The following is a 23,483-nucleotide window of genomic DNA, read 5'->3' on the forward strand; positions in this document are numbered from 1 at the left end:
GGCGGCGATGTGCTCAAAACGGCGGGGCTCGGCTCCTGCGTCGGGGTCGCCTTATACGACGAGCGGATGCGGATTGCGGGCCTGGCCCACGTCATGCTGCCGTCGTCGTCTATCGCCAGGGAAGCGCAGCTCAACGTCGCCAAATATGCCGATACGGCCATTCCGGCGCTTATCGTTCGGATGGTCGCCGCCGGCGCCTCGGCGGACCGGCTTGTCGCCAAAATGGCCGGCGGCGCGCAAATGTTTTCGTATTCGGGCAGCGAAATGATGCGCATCGGCCAGCGCAACGTGGAGTCGTGCACCGCGGCGCTCCAGGAAGCGGGCATCGAAATCGCGGCCGAGGATACGGGAGGCAGCTGGGGCCGCACGATCGAATTCGACAGTCTGACCGGTATCATGACGATTCGCAGCGTACAGCTTGGAACGAAGGAGATTTGATGATGACGGGAACTTGGCGCTGGAATATCGTGCTCGGTTTTGTAGCGGCAATACCGACCTTTCTTGTCTCATACGCCAGCAATCCGCTCGGCGTGTCCGGCATTCGGGCCGTGTACGCCTTTACGGCGATGTTCGTCTTGTCATTCGCGCTGCGGGCGATGCTCGGCATGGCGCTCCGTCCGCCCGTTTTGCGGGATGAAGCCGGCGCGGCGGAGGAGAACAAAGGCGGGCAGCTCGATTTGACGACCCCGGACGAGACGGATGATTTGAACGGAATGTTGAAGCGTCAATGGGAAGCGCCCGGCGCCGTGCAGACGCCGGAAAATCCGGGCAGCAGGCGGACGTCGGTTTTCAGCCCCTTCAGCCGCCCCGCCTGACATCGGTCAAGCAGCAAGAACCCGGGAAACTGGCGGAAGCGATTCGCAGCATGAATTGACGGCTTTTTCACCTGAAACTCCATAGCGATGCAAGGAAGGAGGACGACGGCAAGATGGCGGAGCCGAAAACGCATCATCTGTCGAACATCGAGATATGGGAGCGGTGGAAAGAAAGCAAGGATATCGAAGCGAAAAAACAGTTGATCGAGAGCTACCTTCCGTTGGTGGATTATGTGACGAAACGGATGGCCTCGGGTCTTCCCCAAAATGTGTCCAAAGACGATCTGACCAGCAACGGCGTGATGGGGTTGATCGACGCGATCGAGAAATTCGATTACCGCCGGGGGCTGCAGTTCGAAACGTACGCGTCCTGGCGCATACGCGGGGCCATTATCGACGGGCTCAGGCAAGGCGACTGGGTTCCGCGGTCGGTGCGGGAAAAGCGAAGAAGGTCGAAGAGGCTTACCAGGTCCTCGAACAGCGGTATTTGCGTTCCGTAACCGACGAAGAAATGAGCCGGCATCTGAATGTAAGCGAGAAAGAATTCAATCAGATGCTGCAGGAAATCGCGGTGACGACCGTCTGTTCACTGGAAGACCCGATCCGCGAGGAGGACGCGGAAACCCGCATGTCGCTGCTCGTGGATGAAAAAGCGAAAAATCCGGAATACAAAGTTCATGAGCATTATTTGAAGGAAGCGCTCGTCAAGGGGATCGACCGGCTGACGGAGAAGGAACGGACCGTCGTATCCCTGTTCTACTACGAGGAATTGTCGCTGAGCGAAATCGCGGAAGTGATGTCGCTGTCTCCGTCGCGCATATCGCAGCTGCATTCCAAGGCGATTCTCCGCTTGCGCAGCGCATTGGCCAAACAAAAACAGCAGCTTTTGCAGTATTAAAACCGTATTATGCAGGTTAAAGAAGTATTAAAGCAGTATTAAAGCGGAAAGGAGGAGAGCGATTTGTCCGTGCCTTCATCATTGGACCGTTATATCCGTATCCGCATTTCTCATGACAAGCTGTCGGCCTACCTGGAGTTTGCGCAAGTGGACGACACCATCTCCTTTACGGCGGAGGAATTGGAAAGTTATGTGCAAAGCCAGGGGGTCGTGTACGGGATTCGTACCGAACTGTTGAAGGAAATCGCCGCGGCGCCGATCAAATTTTTCTCCGGAGCGGCTTTGATTGCGAGCGGGGACGAACCGACAGACGGTGAGGACGGTTCCATTCGCATGGTGGCGGAAGCGGGGGCGGAACGAAAACCGGCGCAAGCGCAGGATGGCAAGGTCGATTTCAGGGACGTTCTCCGCCTCAGCAACGTCAAGCGCGGCCAATTGATCGCGGAGCGCATTCCGGCGAAGCCGGGAAAGGAAGGAAGGGCGGTTACGGGCGATCCCGTGCCCGGCCGGAAAGGGCGTGAGGCGCGTTTCAAAATCGGCAAAAATGTAGTCACCAATCCGGAGCAGACGGCGCTCTATGCGACGATCGACGGCATGGTCAGCAAGACGGACGGCGACAAGATCAATGTGTTTCCCGTATATGAAGTGAACGGCGATGTCGACTATAATATCGGAAACATCGATTTCGTCGGGAACGTCGTCGTACGCGGCAACGTGCTTACCGGCTTCAGCGTGAAAGCCGCCGGGGACATCCGCATCGTCGGCGGCGTGGAAGGCGCGATGCTGGAGGCGGGAGGATCGATCGAAATTACCGGCGGCATTATGGCCGGCCACAAGGGACTCGTCAAAGCGAACAAAACGGTGCGCAGCTCTTTCATTCAGGACGGCAACGTGACGGCCGGCGAGGATGTCATCGTCTCCCAAAGCATTATGCACTCGCAGGTGAAGGCGGGGCGGAACGTCGAGTGCATCGGCGCGAAAGGGCTGATCGTCGGCGGCGTCATTCAGGCGGGCGAACGGGTGTCGGTGCGGACGCTCGGCAATACGATGTCGACGGCGACGACGGTGGAAGTCGGCGTCAAGCCGGAACTGCGTGCGGAATTGATCGGGCTGCGGGCGAAGCTGAAGGAATGTACGGACAGTCTGGACAAGACGGGAAAGGCGCTGGCGCTGCTGGATCAGTTTGCCGCTTCCGGTCAGCTCACTCCCGACCGAATGGCGATGCGCGTCAAGCTTTTGTCGACGAAGCAGCAGGCCCAGAGAGAGCAGGACGAGCTGCGCGAACAGATTCTTGCGATCGAAAAATGTTGGAAGATGCGGAGAATGCTCGCGTAAACGTCGTTCATACCGTATACGGCGGAACGAAAATCGTGATCGGCCGTTATACCCGTTTCGTAAAGGACCCGGCCTCCCGCGTCACGTTCTGCTACGCCGACGGGGATGTCAGCACCGTTCCTTACCGTTCTTGAATAAACGCGTTGGATCGCGGACAGGAGGCGCAGCATGAAGTATCGTCCGATCGATCTGCAGATGTCCGTCCCCCGCACGCCGGAAATGTCCGGCATTCAGAGCCATGCGCAGGCCAAGCCGGCGGCGGATCAGGCGATTCTGGGCCAGGCCGCGGCCAAGCAGACGGAGCAGCAGCGTACCCGCAACGCTGCGGTCGAGCTGGCCGAAGGACTTAATGTGAAGGACAGCCGGCACAAGGAGCAGAGCGGCCGGCAAAGAGCGGGCAGTCCGGGCGCCAGGGACGGGGAGGACGACAGCGGCCGCAGCGGGGACAAGCGGCAAACGCAGCATTCGTCCCATCCGTTCAAAGGCCGCCATATCGACATTTCATTATAAATGAAAAGCAGGAAGTGCAGGTGGACAACATTGCAGCCTTGGCAATATATCGTTCTTCTCGGCGCGTTCGCGCTTGTTTGCGGTCTTGCGCTTCCGCGAAAACAGACGGCGCAATCCGGTCAATCGTTGCGCAATATGGAGACGGCGCTCGATCAGTTTATGGAGAACATGGAGGCGGATCACCGCGAGCTCGTCGGGCTGACGGGCAAGCTGCAGGAAGAGACGCGGGCGCGCGCCGAAAACGGCGAACGGCGCATCGCCGAGCTGGAGGAGAGATGCGGCCGGCTGGAGCGCGACCTGGCCGCTCTGAAAGCGGCGGCCGCAGAGCCGGTCAGGCCGGAGCCGGTACGGTCCGTCCCGGTTCAACCGGAGCCGCCTGCCGCTGCGGAGCGCGGGAACGCGCCCGCCGCCGGAGAAGACGTAAAGCCGGAGTCCGGTTCGATCCGCGATCGCTATGCGCAGCTGTTCCGTCTCCGCGAGCAGGGCAAATCGATCGAAGCGATCGCCCGCAAAACGAATATGCCGAAGGGCGAGGTGCAGTTGATTTTGCAACTGGCCGAACGGGAGGCGGCTGCCCGTGATTAGAAACCGGAGCTTCCTGATCGGTCTCGGCATCGGCCTGATGGCGGGCGCGCTGCTGCTGCAGCTGATGCTGGTCGGCGAGCGGCAGCGCGAAGAGCTGAACGCGTTTAGCAACCAGCCGGAAGAACCGAAACTTTATACCCAGGCCGAAGCGGACAAGCTGATCGAAGACGCTGTCCGAGACGCGCTCGAAGAAGCGGAAGCTCAAGCGGGAGAGCGGCAGCCGGCGGCGGCAGCCGGGGACAAGGCGGAAATGCCGGCCGTCAAATCGTCCGCGCCGCCGGACGCCAAGCAATCAGCGGCGCTTGATGCCAAGAAATCCGGGACGTCGGACAGGGAGTTGCCCGGGACGTCGGACGGAGTGGAACCCGGCCGAACCGCCGCGGAAGCCGCGGAAAGCGGGACGGACGGGTCCGGAGGAAAGACGGGGACGGTTGTCCGTATTCCGCCGGGATCGAGCGTCACCGAGACGGCGGCCATTCTTGCCGCCAAAGGACTGATCGCGCGGGAGGAAGCGTTTGTCGCCGCCATGCGTAAAGCGAAGAAGGTCGTACGGGCCGGCTATTTCCGCTTCCCGGACAGCCCGGATCTGCAAGAAATCATAGAGATTGTGTCGAGTCAGCCGCTGCCGCCCGAGGAAGGCAAGGCGCTGCTGGAACCGTAGCGGTTCGCGCCGGAGGAAGGCGGGAACCGCGTCTTTTTTCCCGGCTTGCGCGGCATTGAAGGTTATGGTATAGTAAGTGACGGCGTTAAATTCACACGCCGATCAATTTCGTCAACGGTGCTTCGGCCCGGCCGGAGTCTTGGCGAAAAGTGCGATCGGCGGAGGATTTCGACAAAAACCGAATTTGGGAGGTGTTGTGAAGATGGCGGTTATCTCCATGAAACAGCTCCTTGAGGCTGGGGTTCACTTCGGGCATCAAACCCGTCGCTGGAATCCGAAGATGGATCGTTATATCTTCACCGAACGTAACGGCATTTACATTATCGACCTGCAGAAGACGGTCAAGAAAGTCGAGGAAGCCTACAATTTTGTACGCTCCCTGGCGGAAGAAGGCGGCACCGTCCTGTTTGTGGGCACGAAGAAGCAAGCGCAAGACTCCGTGAAGGACGAAGCCGAGCGCTGCGGCATGTTCTACATCAATCAGCGCTGGCTGGGCGGCACGCTGACCAACTTCCAGACGATTCAGAAGCGGATCGACCGTCTGAAGCAGTTGGAAACCTGGGAAGAAGACGGCACGTTCGAAGTGTTGCCGAAGAAAGAAGTCATCATTCTCCGCAAAGAGAAAGAGCGGCTGCAGAAGTTCCTCGGCGGCATTAAAGGCATGAAATCTTTGCCGAGCGCCCTGTTCGTCATCGACCCGCGCAAAGAGCGCATTGCCGTAGCGGAAGCCCGCAAGCTCGGCATCCCGATTGTAGGTATCGTCGATACCAACTGCGATCCCGACGAAATCGATTATGTCATTCCGGGCAATGACGACGCCATCCGCGCCGTGAAATTGCTCACTTCCAAAATGGCTGACGCGATTGTGGAAGCCCGTCAAGGCGAACAAACGACCGCGTAATTGCGGCGATTGAACCAAAAAGGGTGGTCGGAAGGTGAATAACCTCTCACCGCCCTTTTTTTCGAATGAAAACCGCCAAGCCAAGCGGCGCGATCATTCCAATACCAACATATCATCAGGAGGGTTTCGAATGGCAGTAAGCGCAAGTGCGGTAAAAGAACTGCGTGAAAAACGGGGGCAGGCATGCTCGATTGCAAAAAAGCGCTGGAGGAAGCGAACGGCGATCTGGCCAAAGCCGTAGATATTCTCCGCGAGAAAGGGCTTTCGGCTGCGGCGAGCAAAGCGGGCCGCATCGCCACGGAAGGCGTCGTCGAATCTTACATTCACGCCGGCGGACGGATCGGCGTTCTCGTTGAAATCAACTGCGAAACCGACTTTGTCGGCAAGACCGACCAGTTCCGCGAATTTGCGCGCGACATCGCGATGCAGATTGCGGCCGCCAATCCGAAATATGTGCGCCGTGAAGACGTGCCGCAGGAAGAGCTGGACAAGGAACGCGAAATTTTGAAAGCCCAGGCGTTGAACGAAGGCAAGCCGGCTCACATTGTCGATAAAATGGTGGAAGGCCGCATCGGCAAATATTATGAAGAAAACTGCCTGCTGGAGCAGCAGTTCATTAAAGATCCGGACAAAACGATCAGCCAGCTGCTGAGCGAGAAAATCAGCACGATCGGCGAGAACATCTCGATCCGCCGCTTCGCGCGTTTCGAGCTTGGCGAAGGGCTGGAGAAAAAGCAGGACAACTTCGTTCAAGAGGTTATGTCCCAGGCCAAACTGTAATTCCGATCGCTTTCAGGCGGGGCGGGGCGCCGCCCCGCCTGAATTTTCGTGCGTTCAGACCGCAATTCGTTATAGCAGCCGCGTCGCATGACGAGGTGCAAGATGGAGGTAAACGATGTTGGAAAGTCCCGTGTACAAACGTATTGTGTTGAAGGTGAGCGGCGAATCGCTGGCCGGCCAGAACGGTTTTGGCATCGATGCGGGCATGATCTCATCGATCGCCGAACAGGTTAAAGAAGTGGTGAACCTGAATGTGGAAGTGGCCATCGTCGTCGGCGGGGGCAATATTTGGCGGGGCATTGCCGGTATGGAGAAAGGCATCGACCGGGCGACGGCAGACTACATGGGCATGCTGGCGACGGTTATGAATTCGCTGGCGCTGCAGGATGCGCTCGAAGCGATCGGCGTGCCGACCCGCGTGCAAACCTCGATTGCGATGCAGCAAATCGCGGAGCCGTATATCCGGCGGCGGGCGATTCGGCATCTGGAGAAGGGCCGCGTCGTTATTTTCGCATCCGGCACCGGCAATCCGTTCTTCTCGACCGATACGACCGCGGCGCTGCGGGCCGCGGAAATCGAAGCCGAAGTCATTCTGATGGCGAAGAACAAAGTCGACGGCGTATATTCCGCCGATCCGTTCAAGGACGCCAACGCCGAGAAGTTCGACCAACTGACGTATCTCGATGTCCTGAACCGCAATCTTGGCGTTATGGATTCAACTTCCGCGTCTCTCTGCATGGACAACAACATTCCGCTCGTCGTTTTCTCCATTACGGAGCCAGGCAACATCAAGCGGGTCGTGCTTGGTGAAAAATCGGAACTATTGTGAAAGGAAGTGTCGACTGATGCCGCAGTCCATCAAAAAAAGCGCCGAAGAGCGCATGGACAAAGCGATCGCCGCGTTGAAACGCGATCTGGCAACGCTGCGCGCCGGCCGTGCCACTCCATCGCTGCTCGACCGGGTGCAGGTGGAATATTACGGCACGATGACGCCGGTCAACCAGCTTGCCAATATCAACACCCCCGATTCCCGGACGCTGCTTATCCAGCCCTGGGACAAATCGTCGCTGGCGTCGATCGAGAAGGCGATTTTGAAATCGGATCTCGGGCTTACGCCGGCGAACGACGGATCGGTCATCCGCATCTCGATCCCGATGCTGACCGAAGAGCGCAGAACGGAGCTTGTCAAAATGACGAAGAAATTCGGCGAAGAAGCGAAGGTAGCGATTCGCAACATTCGCCGGGATGCCAACGACGATATTAAAAAACTGGAGAAATCCGATATTTCCGAGGACGAATCGCGCCGTCACCAGGACGACATCCAGAAGATGACGGACCGCTTCATCGCCGAGGTGGACAAGGTGCTGGCAGCCAAGGAAAAAGAAATTATGGAAGTATAAAAAGGTGCAGCCCCTCCGACAGGTGGGGTTTGTTGCCAAATAGCCGGCGTTATTTCCGTCAGGTGTGAATTCCGGTGGGAGGAACGAAGATGATCGAGCGACTTTGGGCCAAATTCGGCAAAACATCCTCGCAGCCTTCGGAACCGCTTGCTACAGACAATTTGCCGCAGCATGTGGCGATTATTATGGATGGCAACGGCCGATGGGCCAAAAATCGCGGTTTGCCGCGCATAGCGGGTCATCATTCCGGAATGAAGACGGTAAAGCGGATTACGATGGCCGCCGATCGGGTGGGCATTAAATATTTGACGCTATACGCGTTTTCGACGGAAAATTGGAAGCGCCCGAAGGCGGAAGTCGATTATTTGATGCGTCTGCCGCAGGAGTTTTTGGCGATTGAGCTGGAAGAATTGATACAAAACAACGTTCAGGTCCGAATGATGGGCTACAAGGGCGGATTGCCGGACCATACGCTGCAGGCGGTGGAAACGGCCATCAGCCGGACTGCGAACAATACCGGGCTCGTGCTGAATTTCGCCCTCAATTACGGCAGCCGCAAGGAAATGCTCGGCGCGGTGCGGGAAATTGCCGCGGCGGTGCAGCGAGGCGAGTTGTCGCTTGATGCCATCGACGAGAAGACGATGTCGGAACGGCTGCTCAGCAGCGGTCTGCCCGACCCCGATCTGGTCATCCGTACGAGCGGCGAATTGCGGCTCAGCAACTTTATGTTGTGGCAGATGGCCTACAGCGAGATGTGGTTTACCGACGTCTACTGGCCGGAATTTACCGAGGAGCATTTTCTCGAGGCTATTACCGAATACCAGCGGAGAGCGCGCCGGTACGGCGGCATTTAGCATCCGCTTCTGGAGTGTGGCACTGACATTGAAACAGCGTATCGTAACCGGTCTTGCTGCCGGAGCCGTATTCGTGCTGCTCGCGATTGTCGGCGGGTGGGCGTACTACGGGCTGATTCTGCTGCTCGCGCTGATCGGCTTCGCCGAATATGCGCGTCTCAACGGTTTCGCCTGGCATCATCCCGCGGCGCTCGCCGGTTATGCCGGCGTGCTCTATTTCCTGCTGCCGTGGGATGTCCTGAAGCTTGAACAGCCCGCCACGCTGACGGCGGCATGGCTGCTCATGCTGCTGCTTCTCGTCCTGACCGTCGTCACGAAAAATAAAACGACACTTGACGGCGCCGCGCTCATGCTGCTCGGCGCTTTCTACATAGGTTTCGGATTTCACGCCATGGTGGCGGTACGCGCGGCGGAACCGGACGGCTTGCTGTGGACCGCGCTCGCTTTCGGCTGCATTTGGGCATCGGATATCGGCGCTTACTTTGCCGGACGGCTGTTCGGAAAGCGGAAGCTGTGGCCGGCCATCAGTCCGAACAAAACGGTCGAAGGCTCCGTCGGCGGCATCGCGCTTTCGCTTGCGGTAGCTTGCGTATTCGCGCTGTCGGCCCCGGATGCATTCTCGCTGGGCACCGCGCTTGCTATCGGACTGCTCGCAGCGGTAGCCGGCCAATTCGGCGATCTGATCCAGTCGGCCTATAAACGTCTGCGCGGCGTAAAAGACAGCGGCAATCTGCTGCCGGGACACGGCGGCGTGCTCGACCGCTGCGACAGCTGGCTGATCGTGTTCCCGCTGCTCCTTCTCATCGGTCTTCTGCCCGGATGACGGGCCGCCTTCATCAACAGATTTAGGAGGAAACGCATTGAATAAAATTGCCATTCTCGGGTCGACGGGATCGATCGGCACGCAGACGCTGGACGTTGTCGCAAGCGATCCCGGCCGGTACGAGATCGTCGGTCTTGCGGCCGGCGGCAACACGGAGCTGCTGATCGAACAAGCAAAGCGGTTCCGGCCGGCGCAAGTATGCCTTGCGACGAAGGAAGCGGCCGAGCAGGTCCGTCCGTTCGTTCCCCCCGGCACGCGTGTCCTTTACGGGGAAGAAGGGCTTGTCGAAATTGCGGGCGGCTCGGGCGCGGATATGGTCGTGACGGGCATCGTCGGCAGCCGCGGCCTGAACGCCACGCTGGCGGCGATCGATGCCGGTGCGGCGATTGCGCTCGCCAACAAGGAGACGCTTGTCACGGCAGGGCATCTCGTGATGGAAAGGGCAGCCGCCAAGGGGGTGCCGATTCTCCCGGTGGACAGCGAGCATTCCGCGATTTTTCAATGTCTGAACGGCGAAGACCGCGCCTCGGTGCAGCGCATCGTGCTTACGGCTTCCGGCGGGGCGTTCCGCGATAAGCGCCGCGAGGAGCTGGCGGATGTGACGGTCGAGCAGGCGCTGAGCCATCCGAACTGGTCGATGGGTGCGAAGATCACGATCGATTCCGCCACGATGGCCAACAAGGGGCTGGAGGTCATCGAGGCGCATTGGCTGTTCGGCCTTCCTTACGAGCGGATCGATGTGCTCATTCATCCGGAAAGCATCGTCCACTCCTTCGTCGAATTCGTCGACAACAGCATCGTCGCGCAGCTCGGCATGCCCGATATGCGGGTGCCGATTCAATATGCGCTGACGTATCCGGAGCGGCGGCGGACGCCTGCTGCGCGTCTCGATCTGGCGAAGGCCGGCAGCCTGCATTTCCGGGAGATGGACTTCGACCGGTATCCTTGCCTGCGGATGGCCTATGAGAGCGGACGGACAGGAGGGACGGCGCCGACCGTGTTCAACGCGGCCAACGAAGTGGCGGTAGCCCGGTTTTTGCGCGGGGAAATCCCGTTTCTTTCGATCGAGCGGATCGTGGAAGCCGTTTTGGAACGGCATACGGCGGTCGCGAATCCGGGACTCGGGGAAATCGCCGAAGCGGACGAGTGGGCGCGAAAAGCTGCGGAAGCGGCAAAAGGATAAACGGGAAAGCGGTTCTCTTGTATCCGACGGTGGAATAATGATAATCTATGTAGTACAGGCCGCTCGCGAACAGGAGGCACGACATGGAAACGTTGCAGGTCGTCTTTTTGACCGTTTTCGTATTTTTCCTCATTGTGACGGTACATGAATGGGGACATTACTTTTTTGCCAAACGCGCCGGCATACTCGTGAGGGAATTCGCGATCGGCTTCGGACCGAAGCTGTTCTCGATCAAGCGCGGCGAGACGCGCTATACGCTGCGTCTTATTCCGGCAGGCGGCTTCGTGCGCATGGCCGGCGAAGATCCCGAAATTGTCGACGTGAAGCCCGGCCAGACGATTGCCGTTCGCGTGGCGGGCGATCGGGTGACGCGCATCTATCTCGACCGGCTGGACGAGCGGACGAACGTCATCCGCGGCGAAGTCGAAGCGATCGATCTCGAGCGGCGGCTGTCCGTTTCGCTCAACGTCGAAGGGGAAAGCGAGCGTTACGACATCCATCCGCAAGCGGTCATGATCGCGAAAGGAAGAGAAACGCAAATCGCGCCGCTTGACCGTCAATTCGGGAGCAAGACGGTCGGACAGCGGGCGCTTGCCATTTTTGCCGGACCGGCGATGAATTTCATCCTGGCGTTCGTGCTGTTCGGCGCCTATATCCAAATGGCCGGCATTCCCGTCGAACCCCCGGACCGGCTGCTCGTGAACGAAGTGCTCGAAGGGATGCCGGCTGCGAAAGCCGATTTGCGGAAGGGCGATGTGATTGACAGCATCAACGGCGAGAAGATCGGTGCCGATTACGATAAGATGATCGGGATGATCGGCGAGTCCGCGGGCAAACCGCTCGTGATGACGGTTATCCGCGACGGAAAACCGGTCGATATCAAGCTGACGCCGGTGCTCGATCCGGAATCCGGAGTCGGCAAGGTCGGCTTGACGGCCGCGTACCCGACCAGGCAGGCCGGATTCGGCGAAACGATCGTCCGTTCCGGCGTTCTGATGAAGGACATGACCGTCAGCATTTTCGAAGGCTTCAAGAAGCTGATATTCGGCGAATTCAAGCTCGACGATCTCGGCGGCCCGGTGCGGACGGCGGAAGTGACCAGCCAGATTGCGATGAGAGGCATTACGCAGCTTACGTCATGGGCGGCGCTTCTCAGCCTCTATCTCGGCATTTTCAACCTGCTGCCGATACCGGCTCTCGACGGCAGCCGGCTTGTGTTTCTGGGCCTGGAAGCGCTGCGGGGCAGACCGGTAGATCCGAACCGCGAAAGCATGGTTCATTTTATCGGCTTCGCGATGCTCATGCTGCTGATGCTGGCAGTTACGTACAACGATATTTTGCGATTGGTCAGAGGGGAGCATTAAGCCCATATGTCGAAAGAGAAACAATTCGTGACGGAAATTACGCCGCAAGGCGAAGATTTTTCCCGCTGGTACATCGATGTCATCCGCAAGGCCGAGCTGATGGACTACTCGCCCGTGCGGGGCTGCATCGTGTTTCGCCCCGAAGGCTACGAGCTTTGGGAGAACATCCAGCGCGAGCTGGACCGCCGCTTCAAGGAAACGGGGCACCGCAACGCCTACTTCCCGCTGTTCATTCCGGAAAGCTTCTTTCAGAAGGAGAAAGAGCATGTCGAGGGTTTCAATCCCGAGCTGCCCTGGGTGACGGAAGCGGGAGGCGAGAAGCTGGAGGAGCGTCTGGCCATCCGCCCGACGTCCGAGACGATGATCGGCCATATGTACGCCAAATGGATTCAGTCGTACCGCGACCTGCCTCTCTTGATCAACCAGTGGGCGAACGTCGTGCGCTGGGAGAAACGGACGCTGCCGTTTTGCGGACGAGCGAGTTTCTATGGCAGGAAGGGCATACCGCGCATGAGACGGAAGCGGAAGCGCGCGAGGAAACGATGCGGATGCTGGAGGTGTACCGCTCGTTCGTGGAAGAGTTTCTGGCGATTCCGGTCATCGGGGGCCAGAAGACGCCTTCCGAGAAATTCGCCGGCGCGGTGGATACGTTCTCGATCGAGGCGATGATGAAAGACGGCCGCGCCGTGCAGGCCGGCACGTCCCACTATTTGGGCACGAACTTCGCTGCCGCTTTCGACATCAAGTATCTGGACCGGGAGAACAAGCAGCAATATGCGCATACGACGTCATGGGGAGTCAGCACGAGGCTGATCGGCGCGCTCATTATGGTGCACGGCGACGACCGCGGGCTGGCGCTGCCGCCGAAGGTGGCGCCGACGCAGGTGATCATGATCCCGATCGGTCCGCCGAAGACGAGGGAGCAGGTCATAGCCCGGGTAGACGAGCTGTACGCCGAGCTGAAAGCGGCCGGCGTCCGGGTGCGCGTCGACGACCGCGCCGATCTGAGCCCCGGCTGGAAATTCAACGAGTACGAGATGCGCGGCGTCCCGCTTCGGCTGGAGCTCGGACCGCGCGATATGGAAAACGGACAAGCCGTTCTCGTCTCGCGCATCTCCGGCGAGAAGCGAATCGTCCCGCAGTCGGACCTCGTACGGGAAGTGGTCCGGATGCTGGACGAAATCCAGCGCGAAATGTACGAGAAAGCGAAGGCGTTCCGCGACGAAAATTTCATAACCGTCGATACATTGGATGAAATGAAGGCTTTTCTGGAAGAAAAGCGGGGGTTCGTCAACGCGGGCTGGTGCGGCTCGGACGCGTGCGAGCATCAGGTGAAGGAAGAGACCGGGGCGACGAGCCGCAACATTCCGTTCGAGCCGGTCGCCGTCAAGGACCGTTGTCTGGTTTGCGGCGAGCCTGCCGCACATACGGTCGTGTTCGCGCGGGCGTATTGACCGCAATCATACGGGAATAGCATGAAAGGCCGGTTCTGGATTCACATTGCGGGGAGAGCTGTGAACGTAAAGCCAGAATCGGCCTTTTCGCATGGGAGGGGAACATGAGCCAAACCGGAGACAAGCGGCACCGCTTCGAGCTGCTCATGAAGCAGGCGGAGCTGCCGAACGATTTGATTGACGCTTATTTTGCGGACGGCTATATCGACAAAGTGATCGTCAGCCAAACGAACCGGGAGTGGACGTTCTGCATCCGCAAAACGTCGCTCGTGCCTTCGCCGGCGTTTGTGGCGTTCTGCCGCACGGTGAAGGAGAAATTCGCGCATATCGCCGACGTTTCGTTCGTTTTTCTGTATGACGACGAGGTGAAGCCGCAAGACATCGCGCTGCAGTATTGGGAGCTGTTCGTCGAATACGCGCAGCGCGAGATGGTTTCGGTCAACGGCTGGCTCGCCCGCGCCGGGTTGGACGCCGACGGCGATTTGCTGACCGTTACGCTGCTCGACGAAACCGGCCTCGAACTAGCCCGCAAGAAAAAATCGACGAAGCGGTCGTTCGTTTCTACGAGCGGCTGTTCGCCCGCAAGTACCGCGTCAAGCTGGCTGTCGGTTCTTCCCGTCAGGAGGCGTACGAACGGTTTGCGCAGCAGATCGAGAAGGAAGAACGGGAAGCGGTGCAGCAAATTATGGCGAGCGTGCAGGAGGCGCCGCCGCCGGAGGACGAAGGCGACGTCCGGCTGCAGGTCGGCTACGAGATTCGCGACGAGCCGGTGCCGCTGATGAACATTCGCGAGGAAGAGAAGAAAATAACGGTGCAAGGTTCGGTGTTCGGCCTGGAGGTGAAGGAGCTGCGCAACGGCAGCACGCTGTTCACGTTCAACGTCACCGACTTTACCGATTCGATCGCGATGAAAATGTTCGCGAAAACGAAGGAAGACGTCAAGGTGCTGAGCCGGCTGGCCAACGGCAAATGGGTGAAGGCGCGCGGCCGGGTCGAGTATGATCGCTTCATGCAGGAGCCCGAGCTTGTCATGATGCCGAACGACCTGCATGAGATCACCCCGCCCCCCGAACGGCAGGACGACGCCGAGGAGAAGCGGGTCGAGTTTCATCTCCATACGACGATGAGCACGATGGACGCCGTGACGCCGATCGATGCGTATATCAAAACCGCGGTCAAATGGGGCCACAAGGCGATCGCCATTACCGATCACGCCAATGTGCAGGTCTATCCCGAAGCCTACAAGGCGGCCAAAAAGCACGGCCTCAACGTCCTGTTCGGGATGGAGGCGAACGTCGTCAACGACGCCGTGCCGATGGTCATCAACCCCCGGCGGGAGGCGCTTGCGACGGCCGAATATGTCGTATTCGACATCGAAACGACCGGCCTTTCCGTCGTGAACAACAAAATTATCGAGCTGGCCGGCGTCAAAATGCGGGAAGGGCGGGAAATCGGACGCTTCTCGACCTTTATCAACCCGCACGAAAAAATACCGTACCATATCCAGCAGCTGACCAACATCAGCGACGATATGGTAAAGGATGCGCCGGAGCTCGAGCCGAAGCTGCGCGAATTCGTCGAATTCGTCGGCGATGCGGTGCTTGTCGCGCACAACGCCCGGTTCGATATCGGCTTCATTCAGGCGGCATGCAAATCGATCGGTCTGCCGGAGCTCGGCAATCCGGTGCTGGATACGCTGGAGCTGGCGCGTTTTCTGCATCCGGGCATGAAAAACCACCGGCTCAATACGCTTGCCGACAAATATAAAGTAAGCCTTGAAAACCATCACCGCGCAATCGACGACTCCATCGCGCTCGGAGGCATCCTGTACGGTTTGATCGGCGACGCGGCGGAACGGAACGTTACATATCTGGACCAGCTCAACGATTACGTCGGTCTCGATTTGTCCAACAGCCGTCCGTTCCACTGCGGCATCTATGCGCTGAACGCGACCGGGAAGAAAAATTTGTTCAAGCTCGTATCGCTGTCGCATACGGAATATTTCAATCGGGTGGCATGCATTCCGAAAAGCAAGCTTGTCGAGCTGCGCGAAGGTTTGCTCGTCATGTCGGGCTGCGAGAAGGGCGAGTTTTTCGAAACGGTGCTGAACAAGACGGTCGAGGAAGCGGAGGAAGTGGCGCAATTTTACGATGTGCTGGAAGTGCAGCCGCTCGATTTCTACATGCACCTCGTCGAGAAGGGGCTCGTCGGCAGCCGCGCCGAAATCGAGCAGGCGCTGCGCACGATTTGCCGGATCGGCGAGAAGCTCGGCAAGCCGGTCGTGGCTACCGGCAACGTTCACTATTTGCACCCGCGCGACAAGCTGTTCCGCGACATTACGATTCACGGCATTACCGGCTTCAGCCCGCTGAAGGAAATGCGCAAGCCGGACGCCCATTTCCGGACGACGAAGGAAATGCTGGCCGAATTTCAGTTTCTCGGCGAGGAGAAGGCTTACGAGATCGTCGTGAAAAATACGAACGAGCTGGTTGAACGGTTCGAACCGTTCGAGATGTTCCCGCCGGATCTGTTTACGCCGATTATCGAAGGGGCCGACGAGGAAATTCGCGAGAAATGCTACGCCACGGCCCGGCGAATGTACGGTGATCCGCTGCCCGAAGTCGTCGTGCAGCGGCTGGAAAAAGAACTTGTTCCGATTATCAAATACGGTTTTTCCGCCAACTATCTCATTTCGGAGCGGCTTGTCAAAAAGTCGAATGAGGACGGCTATCTGGTCGGTTCCCGGGGATCGGTCGGCTCTTCGGTCGTCGCGACGTTTCTCGGCATTTCCGAGGTCAATCCGTTGCCGGCCCACTACTTGTGCCGGAACGAATCGTGCCGCCACAGCGAATGGTTTCTGGACGGCAGCGTGCCGAGCGGCTTCGATCTGCCCGACAAGGATTGTCCCAAGTGCGGCGGCGTCATGAAGGGCGAGGGACAGGACATTCCGTTCGAAACGTTCCTCGGCTTCAAAGGCGACAAGGTTCCGGATATCGACCTCAACTTCTCCGGCGAATACCAGCCGCACGCGCACAACTATACGAAGGTGCTGTTCGGCGAGAAGCAGGTGTTCCGGGCCGGCACGATCGGCACGGTGGCGGAGAAGACGGCGTTCGGCTTCGCCAAAAAGTACGAAGAGGATCACGGCAAGAAGTGGCGCGGCGCCGAGCTGTCGCGGCTGGCCGCAGGCTGTACGGGCGTCAAGCGCAGCACCGGCCAGCACCCCGGCGGCATCGTCGTCGTTCCGGATTATATCGAGGTGGAGGACGTGACGCCGGTGCAATATCCGGCCGACGATACGAGCTCGGAATGGAAGACGACGCATTTCGATTACCACGCTTTCGAAACCAATTTGCTCAAGCTGGACATTCTCGGCCACGACGATCCGACGATGATGCGGATGCTTCAGGATTTGACCGGCGTCGATCCCACGACGATTCCGATGAACGATCCGAAAGTGATGAGCCTGTTCAACTCGACGGAGGCGCTCGGCGTAACGCCGGAACAGATCCGGACGCCCGTGGCGACGTACGGCGTGCCGGAGATGGGCACCAAATTCGTCCGCCAGATGCTGCATGAGACGCAGCCGTCCTCCTTCGCGGACCTGCTGCAAATTTCCGGGCTGTCCCACGGCACCGGCGTCTGGCTCGGCAACGCGCAGGAGCTGATCAGGAACGGCACCTGCAACATCAAGACGGTAATCGGCTGCCGCGACGACATTATGCTGTATCTTATTTACAAAGCGGGAATGGACGCCAGCCTCGCCTTCAAAATTACCGAAAGCGTGCGGAAAGGCCGGGGCCTTACGCCGGAGTGGATCGAGGAGATGAAGCGGTGCAACGTGCCGCAATGGTATATCGATTCATGCCTGAAAATCGAGTACATGTTTCCGAAAGCCCATGCCGCGGCGTACGTCATCTCGGCGTGCGCACCGCCTACTTCAAGCTCTATCATCCGATCGCTTTCTACGCCACCTATTTCTCGGTTCGCGCCGAGGATTTCGATCTGGATCTGCTTTGTCAGGGATACGACGCCATCCTGCGCAGGCTGATCGAAATCGAGGAGAAAGGCTTCAGCGCCACGACGAAGGAGAAGAGCATGATTTCCATTCTGGAGATGGCGCTCGAGATGACCGCGCGCGGCTTCTCGTTCAAGCCGATCGACCTGTACCGCTCGCATGCGACCCGTTTCCTGATCGACGGCGATTCGCTCATCCCGCCGTTCTCGGCCATCGCCGGCATCGGGGAAAACGCGGCCCGCAATATCGCGGCGGCGCGGGAGCAAGGCGAGTTTCTCTCGATCGAAGATTTTCAGCAAAAGGCGAAGGTAAGCAAGACGATCGTCGAAATGCTCGCGGCGATGGGCTGTTTCCGCGGGCTTCCCGAATCGAACCAGCTTTCGCTCTTCTGACGGCATCATGGATGAAAAGATTTCTTGTCACTATGAAACGGTTATGATATAATTTTTCTGGCAATGATGTGGATAGGGACTAACGTGCGAGAAGAGTGGGGAAACCCACTCTTTACGTTTTGTCACGCTAAATTTGCATGTCCATTTCGGGAGGTCGCAACATTTGAGCACAAAGGTTACAACCATCGTGGAAGAGATGGCACGCCCTTATCTGGACGCTCACGGATTCGAACTGGTCGATATCGAATACGTCAAAGAAGGGGGCAACTGGTTCCTGCGTCTGTTTGTCGACAAAGAAGGCGGTATCGATATCGACGAGTGCGGGCGGATCAGCGAATACTTGAGCGCGAAGCTGGACGAGTCCGATCCGATTGCGGGCGCTTACTTTCTGGAAGTGTCTTCGCCCGGCGCCGAACGTCCGCTCAAAAAGCCCGATGACGTCCGCAAGGCCGTCGGCAAGCATGTGTTCGTCACGACGTACGAGCCGGTGAACGGCCTGAAAGAATTCGAAGGAACGCTCGAATCGTTCGACGGCGATACGGTCGTCGTCCGGGTTGGCGGTCGAAGCCACGCCATTCCGTACGCCAAGGTTGCAAGCGCCCGTCTCGCGATCGTCTTTTGATCGCGCAGGACGCGGCAAGCACTGCGGAAGCAAGCGAGACGAACGACTCGGCCGATTGGCGATATAACCCGCCTTCGGACGCGGCCGCTCGCCATCGAACGGCTGCGCCGGAGGCTTCCGATAACTGAAAGGAGGAATTGAATTCAGATGAGCATGGATTTTATCGAAGCGCTGGCGGAAATCGAACGTGAAAAGGGCATTGCCAAAGATGTGCTGATCGATGCGATCGAGGCTGCGCTCATATCCAGCTACAAACGAAATTTTAATACGGCGCAGAACGTACGCGTCGATATCAACCGCCACACCGGCGTGATCAAAGTCTATGCCCGCAAGACGGTGGTCGACGAAGTGCTCGATCCTCGTCTGGAAATTTCTATCGAGGCGGCCCGCGAAATCAACCCGCATTACCAGCTTGACGATATCGCCGAAATCGAAGTGACGCCGCGCGACTTCGGGCGGATCGCCGCGCAGACGGCGAAGCAGGTTGTCACCCAGCGCATCCGCGAGGCGGAGCGCGGATTGATTTACAACGCGTTTATCGACAAGGAAGAGGACATCGTCAACGGCATCGTGCAGCGGCAGGACGCCCGCAACCTGTACGTCGATCTGGGCAAGGTGGAGGCGGTGCTGCCGCTTACCGAGCTGATGCCGACCGACAAGTTCAAACATGGCGATCGCGTGAAATCATATATAACCAAAGTCGAGAATACGACGAAGGGTCCGCAAATCATTCTGTCGCGTACGCATCCGGGACTGCTCAAGCGTCTGTTCGAGCTGGAAGTGCCGGAAATTTACGACGGCGTCGTCGAAATCCGCTCGGTTGCCCGCGAAGCGGGATTCCGCTCGAAAATCGCGGTCTATTCGCGCAACCCCGAGGTCGATCCGGTCGGTTCCTGCGTCGGTCAGAAAGGGATGCGCGTCCAGACGATCGTAAACGAGCTGAAGGGCGAAAAAATCGACATCGTCCGCTGGTCGGAAAGCGTGGAAGAGTATGTGGCGAACGCGCTTAGCCCGTCGAAGGTGCTGGAAGTGATCGTCTACGAGCAGGAGAAAATGGCCCGCGTCATCGTGCCGGACTACCAGCTTTCGCTTGCTATCGGCATCAAGGGCCAGAATGCCCGGCTTGCGGCCAAGCTGACCGGCTGGAAAATCGACATTAAGAGCGAAACGCAGGCGGAACAGGAATACGGCCGTCCGAAATCGGTGACAGCGGAAACGATGCATCAGGATTCGGTAACGATCGATTAAGGCGAATCCGTACGAACGAAGCGGTATTGGTTTCGAAAATTTTGGAGGTGCGGCGATGAGAACGAGAAAAATTCCGCTGCGCAAATGCGTAGCCTGCCAGGAAATGATGCCGAAAAAGGAATTGATCCGCATCGTGCGCTCGCCCTCCGGGGAAGTGTCGATCGATCTGACCGGCAAAAAATCGGGCCGGGGCGCTTATTTATGCGGAAAGGTAGACTGCTTCAGACTGGCCAAAAAAACGAAGGCGCTCGACCGCGCCTTGAAGCATCCGGTGGGAGCGGACATCTACGATCAGCTCGAACGCGAATTTATCGCGGTGGAAGACGAATTTCTCGCGGGGAAGGAGCGGGAGGCTGACGATGAATAAAGGACTTGCCCGGCTCGGCATGGCGATGCGGGCGGGCAAGCTGGCGACCGGGGACGACACCGTTCTGCGAGCGGTTCGCCAGGGAAACGCCCGGCTCGTTATCGTGTCCGCCGACGCTTCGGACAATACGAAGAAGAAATTTCGCGACAAATGCGAGTTTTATGGCGTTCCGATCGCGGAGGCCTTCAGCCGGTTCGAGCTCGGCCAGGCGGTCGGCAAGGGCGAGCGGGTCGTCGTGGCGGTGCTCGATGAAGGATTCGCGAAGCTTATCGGAAGTCAACTGACCTTACAATCGGAGGTGGAGTATATTGACTAAAGCACAGGACAACAAGGAAAACAAAGATAAATTGCGCGTCTACGAATATGCCAAATCGTTAAATATGAGCAGCAAAGAAATTATTACCATTCTGAAACGGCTCAACTTGCCCGTAAACAATCATATGAGCGTAATGGAAAACGATATGGTGGCTAAGGTGGAGGGCTTTTTCCGCGACATTAAAGCCAATGCGGCGGCGAAGCGGGCGCAGGAAGCCTCTTTATCCGGTCACGACGGCAAGACGCAGCAGACGGCGGGGTCGGGCGAACAGCGCCCGCAGACGAACAAATCTCAAGCTCAGGACAGACAGGGGACCATGAATTCTATTAATACGAATACGAAACCGAATCAGCAATCGTCGCAACGTCAAAGTCAGCAAGGGAACCGCCAGGGCGGTCAAGGAAACGGGCAGCAGAAGCAGCAGGGACAGCGGCAGAACGGTCAGGGACAGCGTTCGGGTCAAGGCGGCCAAGGTCAGGGAGCAGGCCCGAAAGGACAGGGCGGCGGCTCCCGCCCCGGCGGCCAGCGCGGCGGTCAGGGACAAGGCGGCCCCCGCAACGGGCAAGGCGGCCAATCGGCCGGACGCCCGGCTCCGGCGCGTCAGGACAACGGCCGCGGCGGTCAGGGGCGCGCGTTCGATTCCCGCCCGGCGCCAGTCCCGAGCGTGCGCAGCGAAGCCGACTTCGCCCGTGACAACGGCGCAGGCCGGAACCGGAAATCGAAATCGAATCCGAAACGGTTCGACGACGCCAAGGTCAGCAACTTTCGCAGCGGCCGCGGCGGCAAAAATCAGCGCGGCCGCGGCGGCCAACAGACGGAACGCCGGGAGAAAATCGACAACACGCCGAAGAAAATTATCGTGCGCGGCACGATGACCGTCGGCGATTTGGCCAAACTGCTGCACAAGGACGCTTCCGAAGTCATCAAAAAGCTGATGTTCCTCGGCGTTATGGCCACGATCAACCAGGAGATCGATCTCGACACGATTCAGCTTGTTGCTGATGATTACAATGTCGAGGTTGAAATCAAAATACCGGTGGAGGAAGACCAGTTCGAGACATTCGAAGAGAAGGACGACGAAGCGGATCTGGTGCCCCGTCCTCCGGTCGTGACGATTATGGGACACGTCGACCACGGCAAGACGACGCTGCTTGACGCCATTCGCCATACGAACGTGACGAGCGGCGAAGCGGGCGGCATTACCCAGCATATCGGCGCATACCAGGTCGAGATCAACCAGAAAAAATTACGTTCCTCGATACGCCGGGTCACGAGGCGTTTACGATGATGCGGGCGCGCGGCGCGCAAGTGACCGATATTACCGTAATCGTCGTGGCCGCCGACGACGGCGTCATGCCGCAGACGGTCGAGGCGATCAACCACGCGAAGGCGGCGAACGTGCCGATTATCGTTGCCGTCAACAAAATCGACAAGCCGGAAGCCAACCCCGACAAGGTCAAGCAGGAGCTGACCGAATACGAGCTCGTGCCGGAAGAGTGGGGTGGCGATACGATCTTCGTCAACGTTTCCGCGAAACAGCGGACCGGCCTTGAAGAGCTGCTGGAGATGATTTTGCTCGTTGCGGAAGTGAACGACTACAAGGCGAATCCGAACAAGCGGGCGCGCGGAACGGTCATCGAAGCCGAGCTGGACAAGGGCAAAGGACCGGTTGCGCGCATACTCGTACAGAACGGCACGCTGAAGGTCGGCGACGCCATCGTCGCGGGCAACTGCTTCGGCCGGATTCGGGCGATGATGAACGACAAGGGCCGCCGGCTGAAGGATGCGGGGCCGTCCACGCCTGTCGAAATTACCGGTCTGAGCGGCGTTCCGCTCGCAGGCGATCCGTTCATCTGCTTCGAGGACGAGCGCAAGGCGCGCCAGATCGCCGAAACCCGCGCCATCAAGGCTCGGCAGAGCGAGCTCGGGGCGACGACGCGCGTCACGCTCGACGATTTGTACAAGCATATTAAAGAAGGCGAGATCAAAGACCTGAACGTCATCATCAAAGCCGACGTTCAGGGATCGGCGGAAGCGCTGAAAGGCGCGCTCGAGAAAATCGACATCGAAGGCGTGCGCGTCAAAATTTTGCACAGCGGCGTCGGGGCGATTACCGAATCGGATATTATTCTCGCGTCGGCTTCCAATGCGATCGTCATCGGCTTCAACGTCCGACCGGAGCCGCAGGCCAATGCGACGGCCGAGCAGGAGAAGGTCGACATCCGCCTGCACAACATCATCTACAATGTCATCGAGGAAATCGAGCAGGCGATGAAAGGGATGCTCGATCCGGTATTCAAAGAGAACATTATCGGCCACGCCGAGGTGCGCAACATTTTCAAGGTCAGCAAAGTCGGCACGATCGCGGGCTGTATGGTCACCTCGGGCAAAGTGGCCCGGAACGCGGAAGTGCGGGTTATTCGCGACGGCGTCGTCGTATATCAGGGCAGGATCGATTCCTTGAAACGGTTCAAGGACGACGCCAAGGAAGTTACGCAAGGCTTCGAGTGCGGCATTACGCTGGAGAAATTCAACGATATTAAAGAAGGTGACATCCTCGAAGCCTTCGTTATGGAATCGGTAGAGAGGTGATGGACGGATGGCAAAAATTCGGGTAGGCCGGGTAGGCGAGCAAATCAAGAAGGAAATGAGCCAAATTATTCAGAACGAGCTGAAAGATCCGCGCATCGGCTTCATTACGGTGACGGGCGTTGACGTCACCAACGACCTGTCCCAGGCTCGCGTATATTTGAGCGTGCTCGGTTCCGACGAGCAGAAGGAAGAGACGCTGAAGGCGCTGGGCCGGGCGAGCGGCTTTATCCGCTCCGAGCTCGGCAAGCGGATCAGGCTGCGCCTTACGCCGGAGCTGCTGTTCAAGTTGGACAGCAGCATCGAGTACGGCAGCCGCATCGAAGCGCTTCTGAACGAAATCAACAGCGGAAGCGATAGCCGATGAC

General features: G+C 58.6%; 16 protein-coding genes and 7 pseudogenes. All 23 read left to right on the forward strand.

The genetic code is table 11. From position 1 onward, the window contains the following. Positions 1-9: 9 nt before the first annotated feature. A complete protein-coding gene (locus tag PACILC2_RS04470; RefSeq protein ID WP_244863225.1) occupies positions 10-438 on the forward strand; it encodes a chemotaxis protein CheD in 429 nt (142 codons plus the stop codon). Then, positions 438-815: a hypothetical protein gene (locus PACILC2_RS04475; protein ID WP_213527746.1), complete on the forward strand. Its 378-nt coding sequence runs from the start codon at positions 438-440 to the stop codon at positions 813-815. Before PACILC2_RS04470 ends, PACILC2_RS04475 begins: the two co-directional genes overlap by 1 nt. A 113-nt stretch (positions 816-928) precedes the next feature. After that, positions 929-1,713, forward strand: a pseudogene (locus tag PACILC2_RS04480) (FliA/WhiG family RNA polymerase sigma factor). A gap of 63 nt (positions 1,714-1,776) precedes the next feature. After that, a pseudogene (locus tag PACILC2_RS04485) lies at positions 1,777-3,182 on the forward strand (flagellar assembly protein A). A gap of 34 nt (positions 3,183-3,216) precedes the next feature. Further along, a complete protein-coding gene (locus PACILC2_RS04490) occupies positions 3,217-3,558 on the forward strand; it encodes a hypothetical protein (RefSeq protein WP_213527748.1) in 342 nt (113 codons plus the stop codon). A 30-nt stretch (positions 3,559-3,588) separates the two neighbouring features. Further along, positions 3,589-4,143 (forward strand): DUF6115 domain-containing protein, encoded by a 555-nt coding sequence (locus tag PACILC2_RS04495; RefSeq protein WP_213527750.1) that lies wholly within the window; start codon positions 3,589-3,591, stop codon positions 4,141-4,143. Further along, positions 4,136-4,804 carry a hypothetical protein gene (locus PACILC2_RS04500; RefSeq protein WP_213527752.1) on the forward strand — a complete coding sequence of 223 codons (669 nt, stop codon included), beginning with the start codon at positions 4,136-4,138 and terminating at the stop codon, positions 4,802-4,804. The genes PACILC2_RS04495 and PACILC2_RS04500 overlap by 8 nt, the downstream gene beginning before the upstream one ends. 202 nt (positions 4,805-5,006) lie before the next feature. After that, the gene (gene rpsB / locus PACILC2_RS04505; protein WP_062492591.1) at positions 5,007-5,705 is read left to right on the forward strand and encodes a 30S ribosomal protein S2; all 699 of its coding nucleotides are present in this window, start codon (positions 5,007-5,009) and stop codon (positions 5,703-5,705) included. Between the two features lie 130 nt (positions 5,706-5,835). After that, positions 5,836-6,485, forward strand: a pseudogene (gene tsf, locus PACILC2_RS04510) (translation elongation factor Ts). A 118-nt stretch (positions 6,486-6,603) separates the two neighbouring features. Continuing rightward, positions 6,604-7,331: pseudogene (gene pyrH / locus PACILC2_RS04515) on the forward strand (UMP kinase). Further along, positions 7,331-7,885 (forward strand): ribosome recycling factor, encoded by a 555-nt coding sequence (gene frr / locus PACILC2_RS04520; protein WP_062492593.1) that lies wholly within the window; start codon positions 7,331-7,333, stop codon positions 7,883-7,885. Before pyrH ends, frr begins: the two are co-directional and overlap by 1 nt. An 89-nt stretch (positions 7,886-7,974) precedes the next feature. After that, positions 7,975-8,739 carry an undecaprenyl pyrophosphate synthase gene (gene uppS / locus PACILC2_RS04525; RefSeq protein ID WP_213527754.1) on the forward strand — a complete coding sequence of 255 codons (765 nt, stop codon included), beginning with the start codon at positions 7,975-7,977 and terminating at the stop codon, positions 8,737-8,739. Between the two features lie 28 nt (positions 8,740-8,767). Continuing rightward, entirely contained in the window at positions 8,768-9,562 is a 795-nt protein-coding gene (locus tag PACILC2_RS04530) for a phosphatidate cytidylyltransferase (RefSeq protein ID WP_213527756.1), read from the forward strand. Between the two features lie 37 nt (positions 9,563-9,599). Continuing rightward, positions 9,600-10,745 (forward strand): 1-deoxy-D-xylulose-5-phosphate reductoisomerase, encoded by a 1,146-nt coding sequence (locus PACILC2_RS04535; RefSeq protein ID WP_213527758.1) that lies wholly within the window; start codon positions 9,600-9,602, stop codon positions 10,743-10,745. An 83-nt stretch (positions 10,746-10,828) separates the two neighbouring features. Continuing rightward, positions 10,829-12,109, forward strand: a complete 1,281-nt coding sequence (gene rseP, locus PACILC2_RS04540; protein WP_062492597.1) for an RIP metalloprotease RseP — start codon at positions 10,829-10,831, stop codon at positions 12,107-12,109. 6 nt (positions 12,110-12,115) lie between these two features. Further along, positions 12,116-13,563, forward strand: a pseudogene (proS, locus tag PACILC2_RS04545) (proline--tRNA ligase). Between the two features lie 104 nt (positions 13,564-13,667). After that, positions 13,668-17,973 (forward strand): annotated as a pseudogene (locus PACILC2_RS04550) (PolC-type DNA polymerase III). Positions 17,974-18,136: 163 nt separating this feature from the next. Then, positions 18,137-18,595 (forward strand): ribosome maturation factor RimP, encoded by a 459-nt coding sequence (gene rimP, locus PACILC2_RS04555; protein WP_062492600.1) that lies wholly within the window; start codon positions 18,137-18,139, stop codon positions 18,593-18,595. Between the two features lie 147 nt (positions 18,596-18,742). Then, positions 18,743-19,843 carry a transcription termination factor NusA gene (gene nusA / locus PACILC2_RS04560; RefSeq protein ID WP_062492601.1) on the forward strand — a complete coding sequence of 367 codons (1,101 nt, stop codon included), beginning with the start codon at positions 18,743-18,745 and terminating at the stop codon, positions 19,841-19,843. A gap of 55 nt (positions 19,844-19,898) precedes the next feature. Then, entirely contained in the window at positions 19,899-20,210 is a 312-nt protein-coding gene (gene rnpM, locus PACILC2_RS04565; protein WP_062492602.1) for an RNase P modulator RnpM, read from the forward strand. Continuing rightward, on the forward strand, positions 20,203-20,526 hold the full coding sequence (locus tag PACILC2_RS04570; RefSeq protein ID WP_062492603.1) for a L7Ae/L30e/S12e/Gadd45 family ribosomal protein: 324 nt from the start codon (positions 20,203-20,205) through the stop codon (positions 20,524-20,526). The genes rnpM and PACILC2_RS04570 overlap by 8 nt, the downstream gene beginning before the upstream one ends. A gap of 64 nt (positions 20,527-20,590) precedes the next feature. After that, positions 20,591-23,118, forward strand: a pseudogene (gene infB / locus PACILC2_RS04575) (translation initiation factor IF-2). 7 nt (positions 23,119-23,125) lie between these two features. Beyond that, positions 23,126-23,482, forward strand: a complete 357-nt coding sequence (gene rbfA / locus PACILC2_RS04580; RefSeq protein WP_062492604.1) for a 30S ribosome-binding factor RbfA — start codon at positions 23,126-23,128, stop codon at positions 23,480-23,482. Position 23,483: the final 1 nt, after the last annotated feature.

The sequence above is a fragment of the Paenibacillus cisolokensis genome (assembly GCF_018403665.1).
In the GTDB taxonomy this organism is placed as follows: Bacteria; Bacillota; Bacilli; order Paenibacillales; family Paenibacillaceae; genus Paenibacillus_AH; species Paenibacillus_AH cisolokensis.

Coding starts and splice junctions, on each gene's coding strand:
- PACILC2_RS04475 (WP_213527746.1), top strand. CDS start 438: ATGATGACGGGAACTTGGCGCTGGAATATCGTGCTCGGTTTTGTAGCG.
- PACILC2_RS04490 (WP_213527748.1), top strand. CDS start 3,217: ATGAAGTATCGTCCGATCGATCTGCAGATGTCCGTCCCCCGCACGCCG.
- rpsB (WP_062492591.1), top strand. CDS start 5,007: ATGGCGGTTATCTCCATGAAACAGCTCCTTGAGGCTGGGGTTCACTTC.
- frr (WP_062492593.1), top strand. CDS start 7,331: ATGCCGCAGTCCATCAAAAAAAGCGCCGAAGAGCGCATGGACAAAGCG.
- uppS (WP_213527754.1), top strand. CDS start 7,975: ATGATCGAGCGACTTTGGGCCAAATTCGGCAAAACATCCTCGCAGCCT.
- rseP (WP_062492597.1), top strand. CDS start 10,829: ATGGAAACGTTGCAGGTCGTCTTTTTGACCGTTTTCGTATTTTTCCTC.
- nusA (WP_062492601.1), top strand. CDS start 18,743: ATGAGCATGGATTTTATCGAAGCGCTGGCGGAAATCGAACGTGAAAAG.
- rnpM (WP_062492602.1), top strand. CDS start 19,899: ATGAGAACGAGAAAAATTCCGCTGCGCAAATGCGTAGCCTGCCAGGAA.
- PACILC2_RS04570 (WP_062492603.1), top strand. CDS start 20,203: ATGAATAAAGGACTTGCCCGGCTCGGCATGGCGATGCGGGCGGGCAAG.
- rbfA (WP_062492604.1), top strand. CDS start 23,126: ATGGCAAAAATTCGGGTAGGCCGGGTAGGCGAGCAAATCAAGAAGGAA.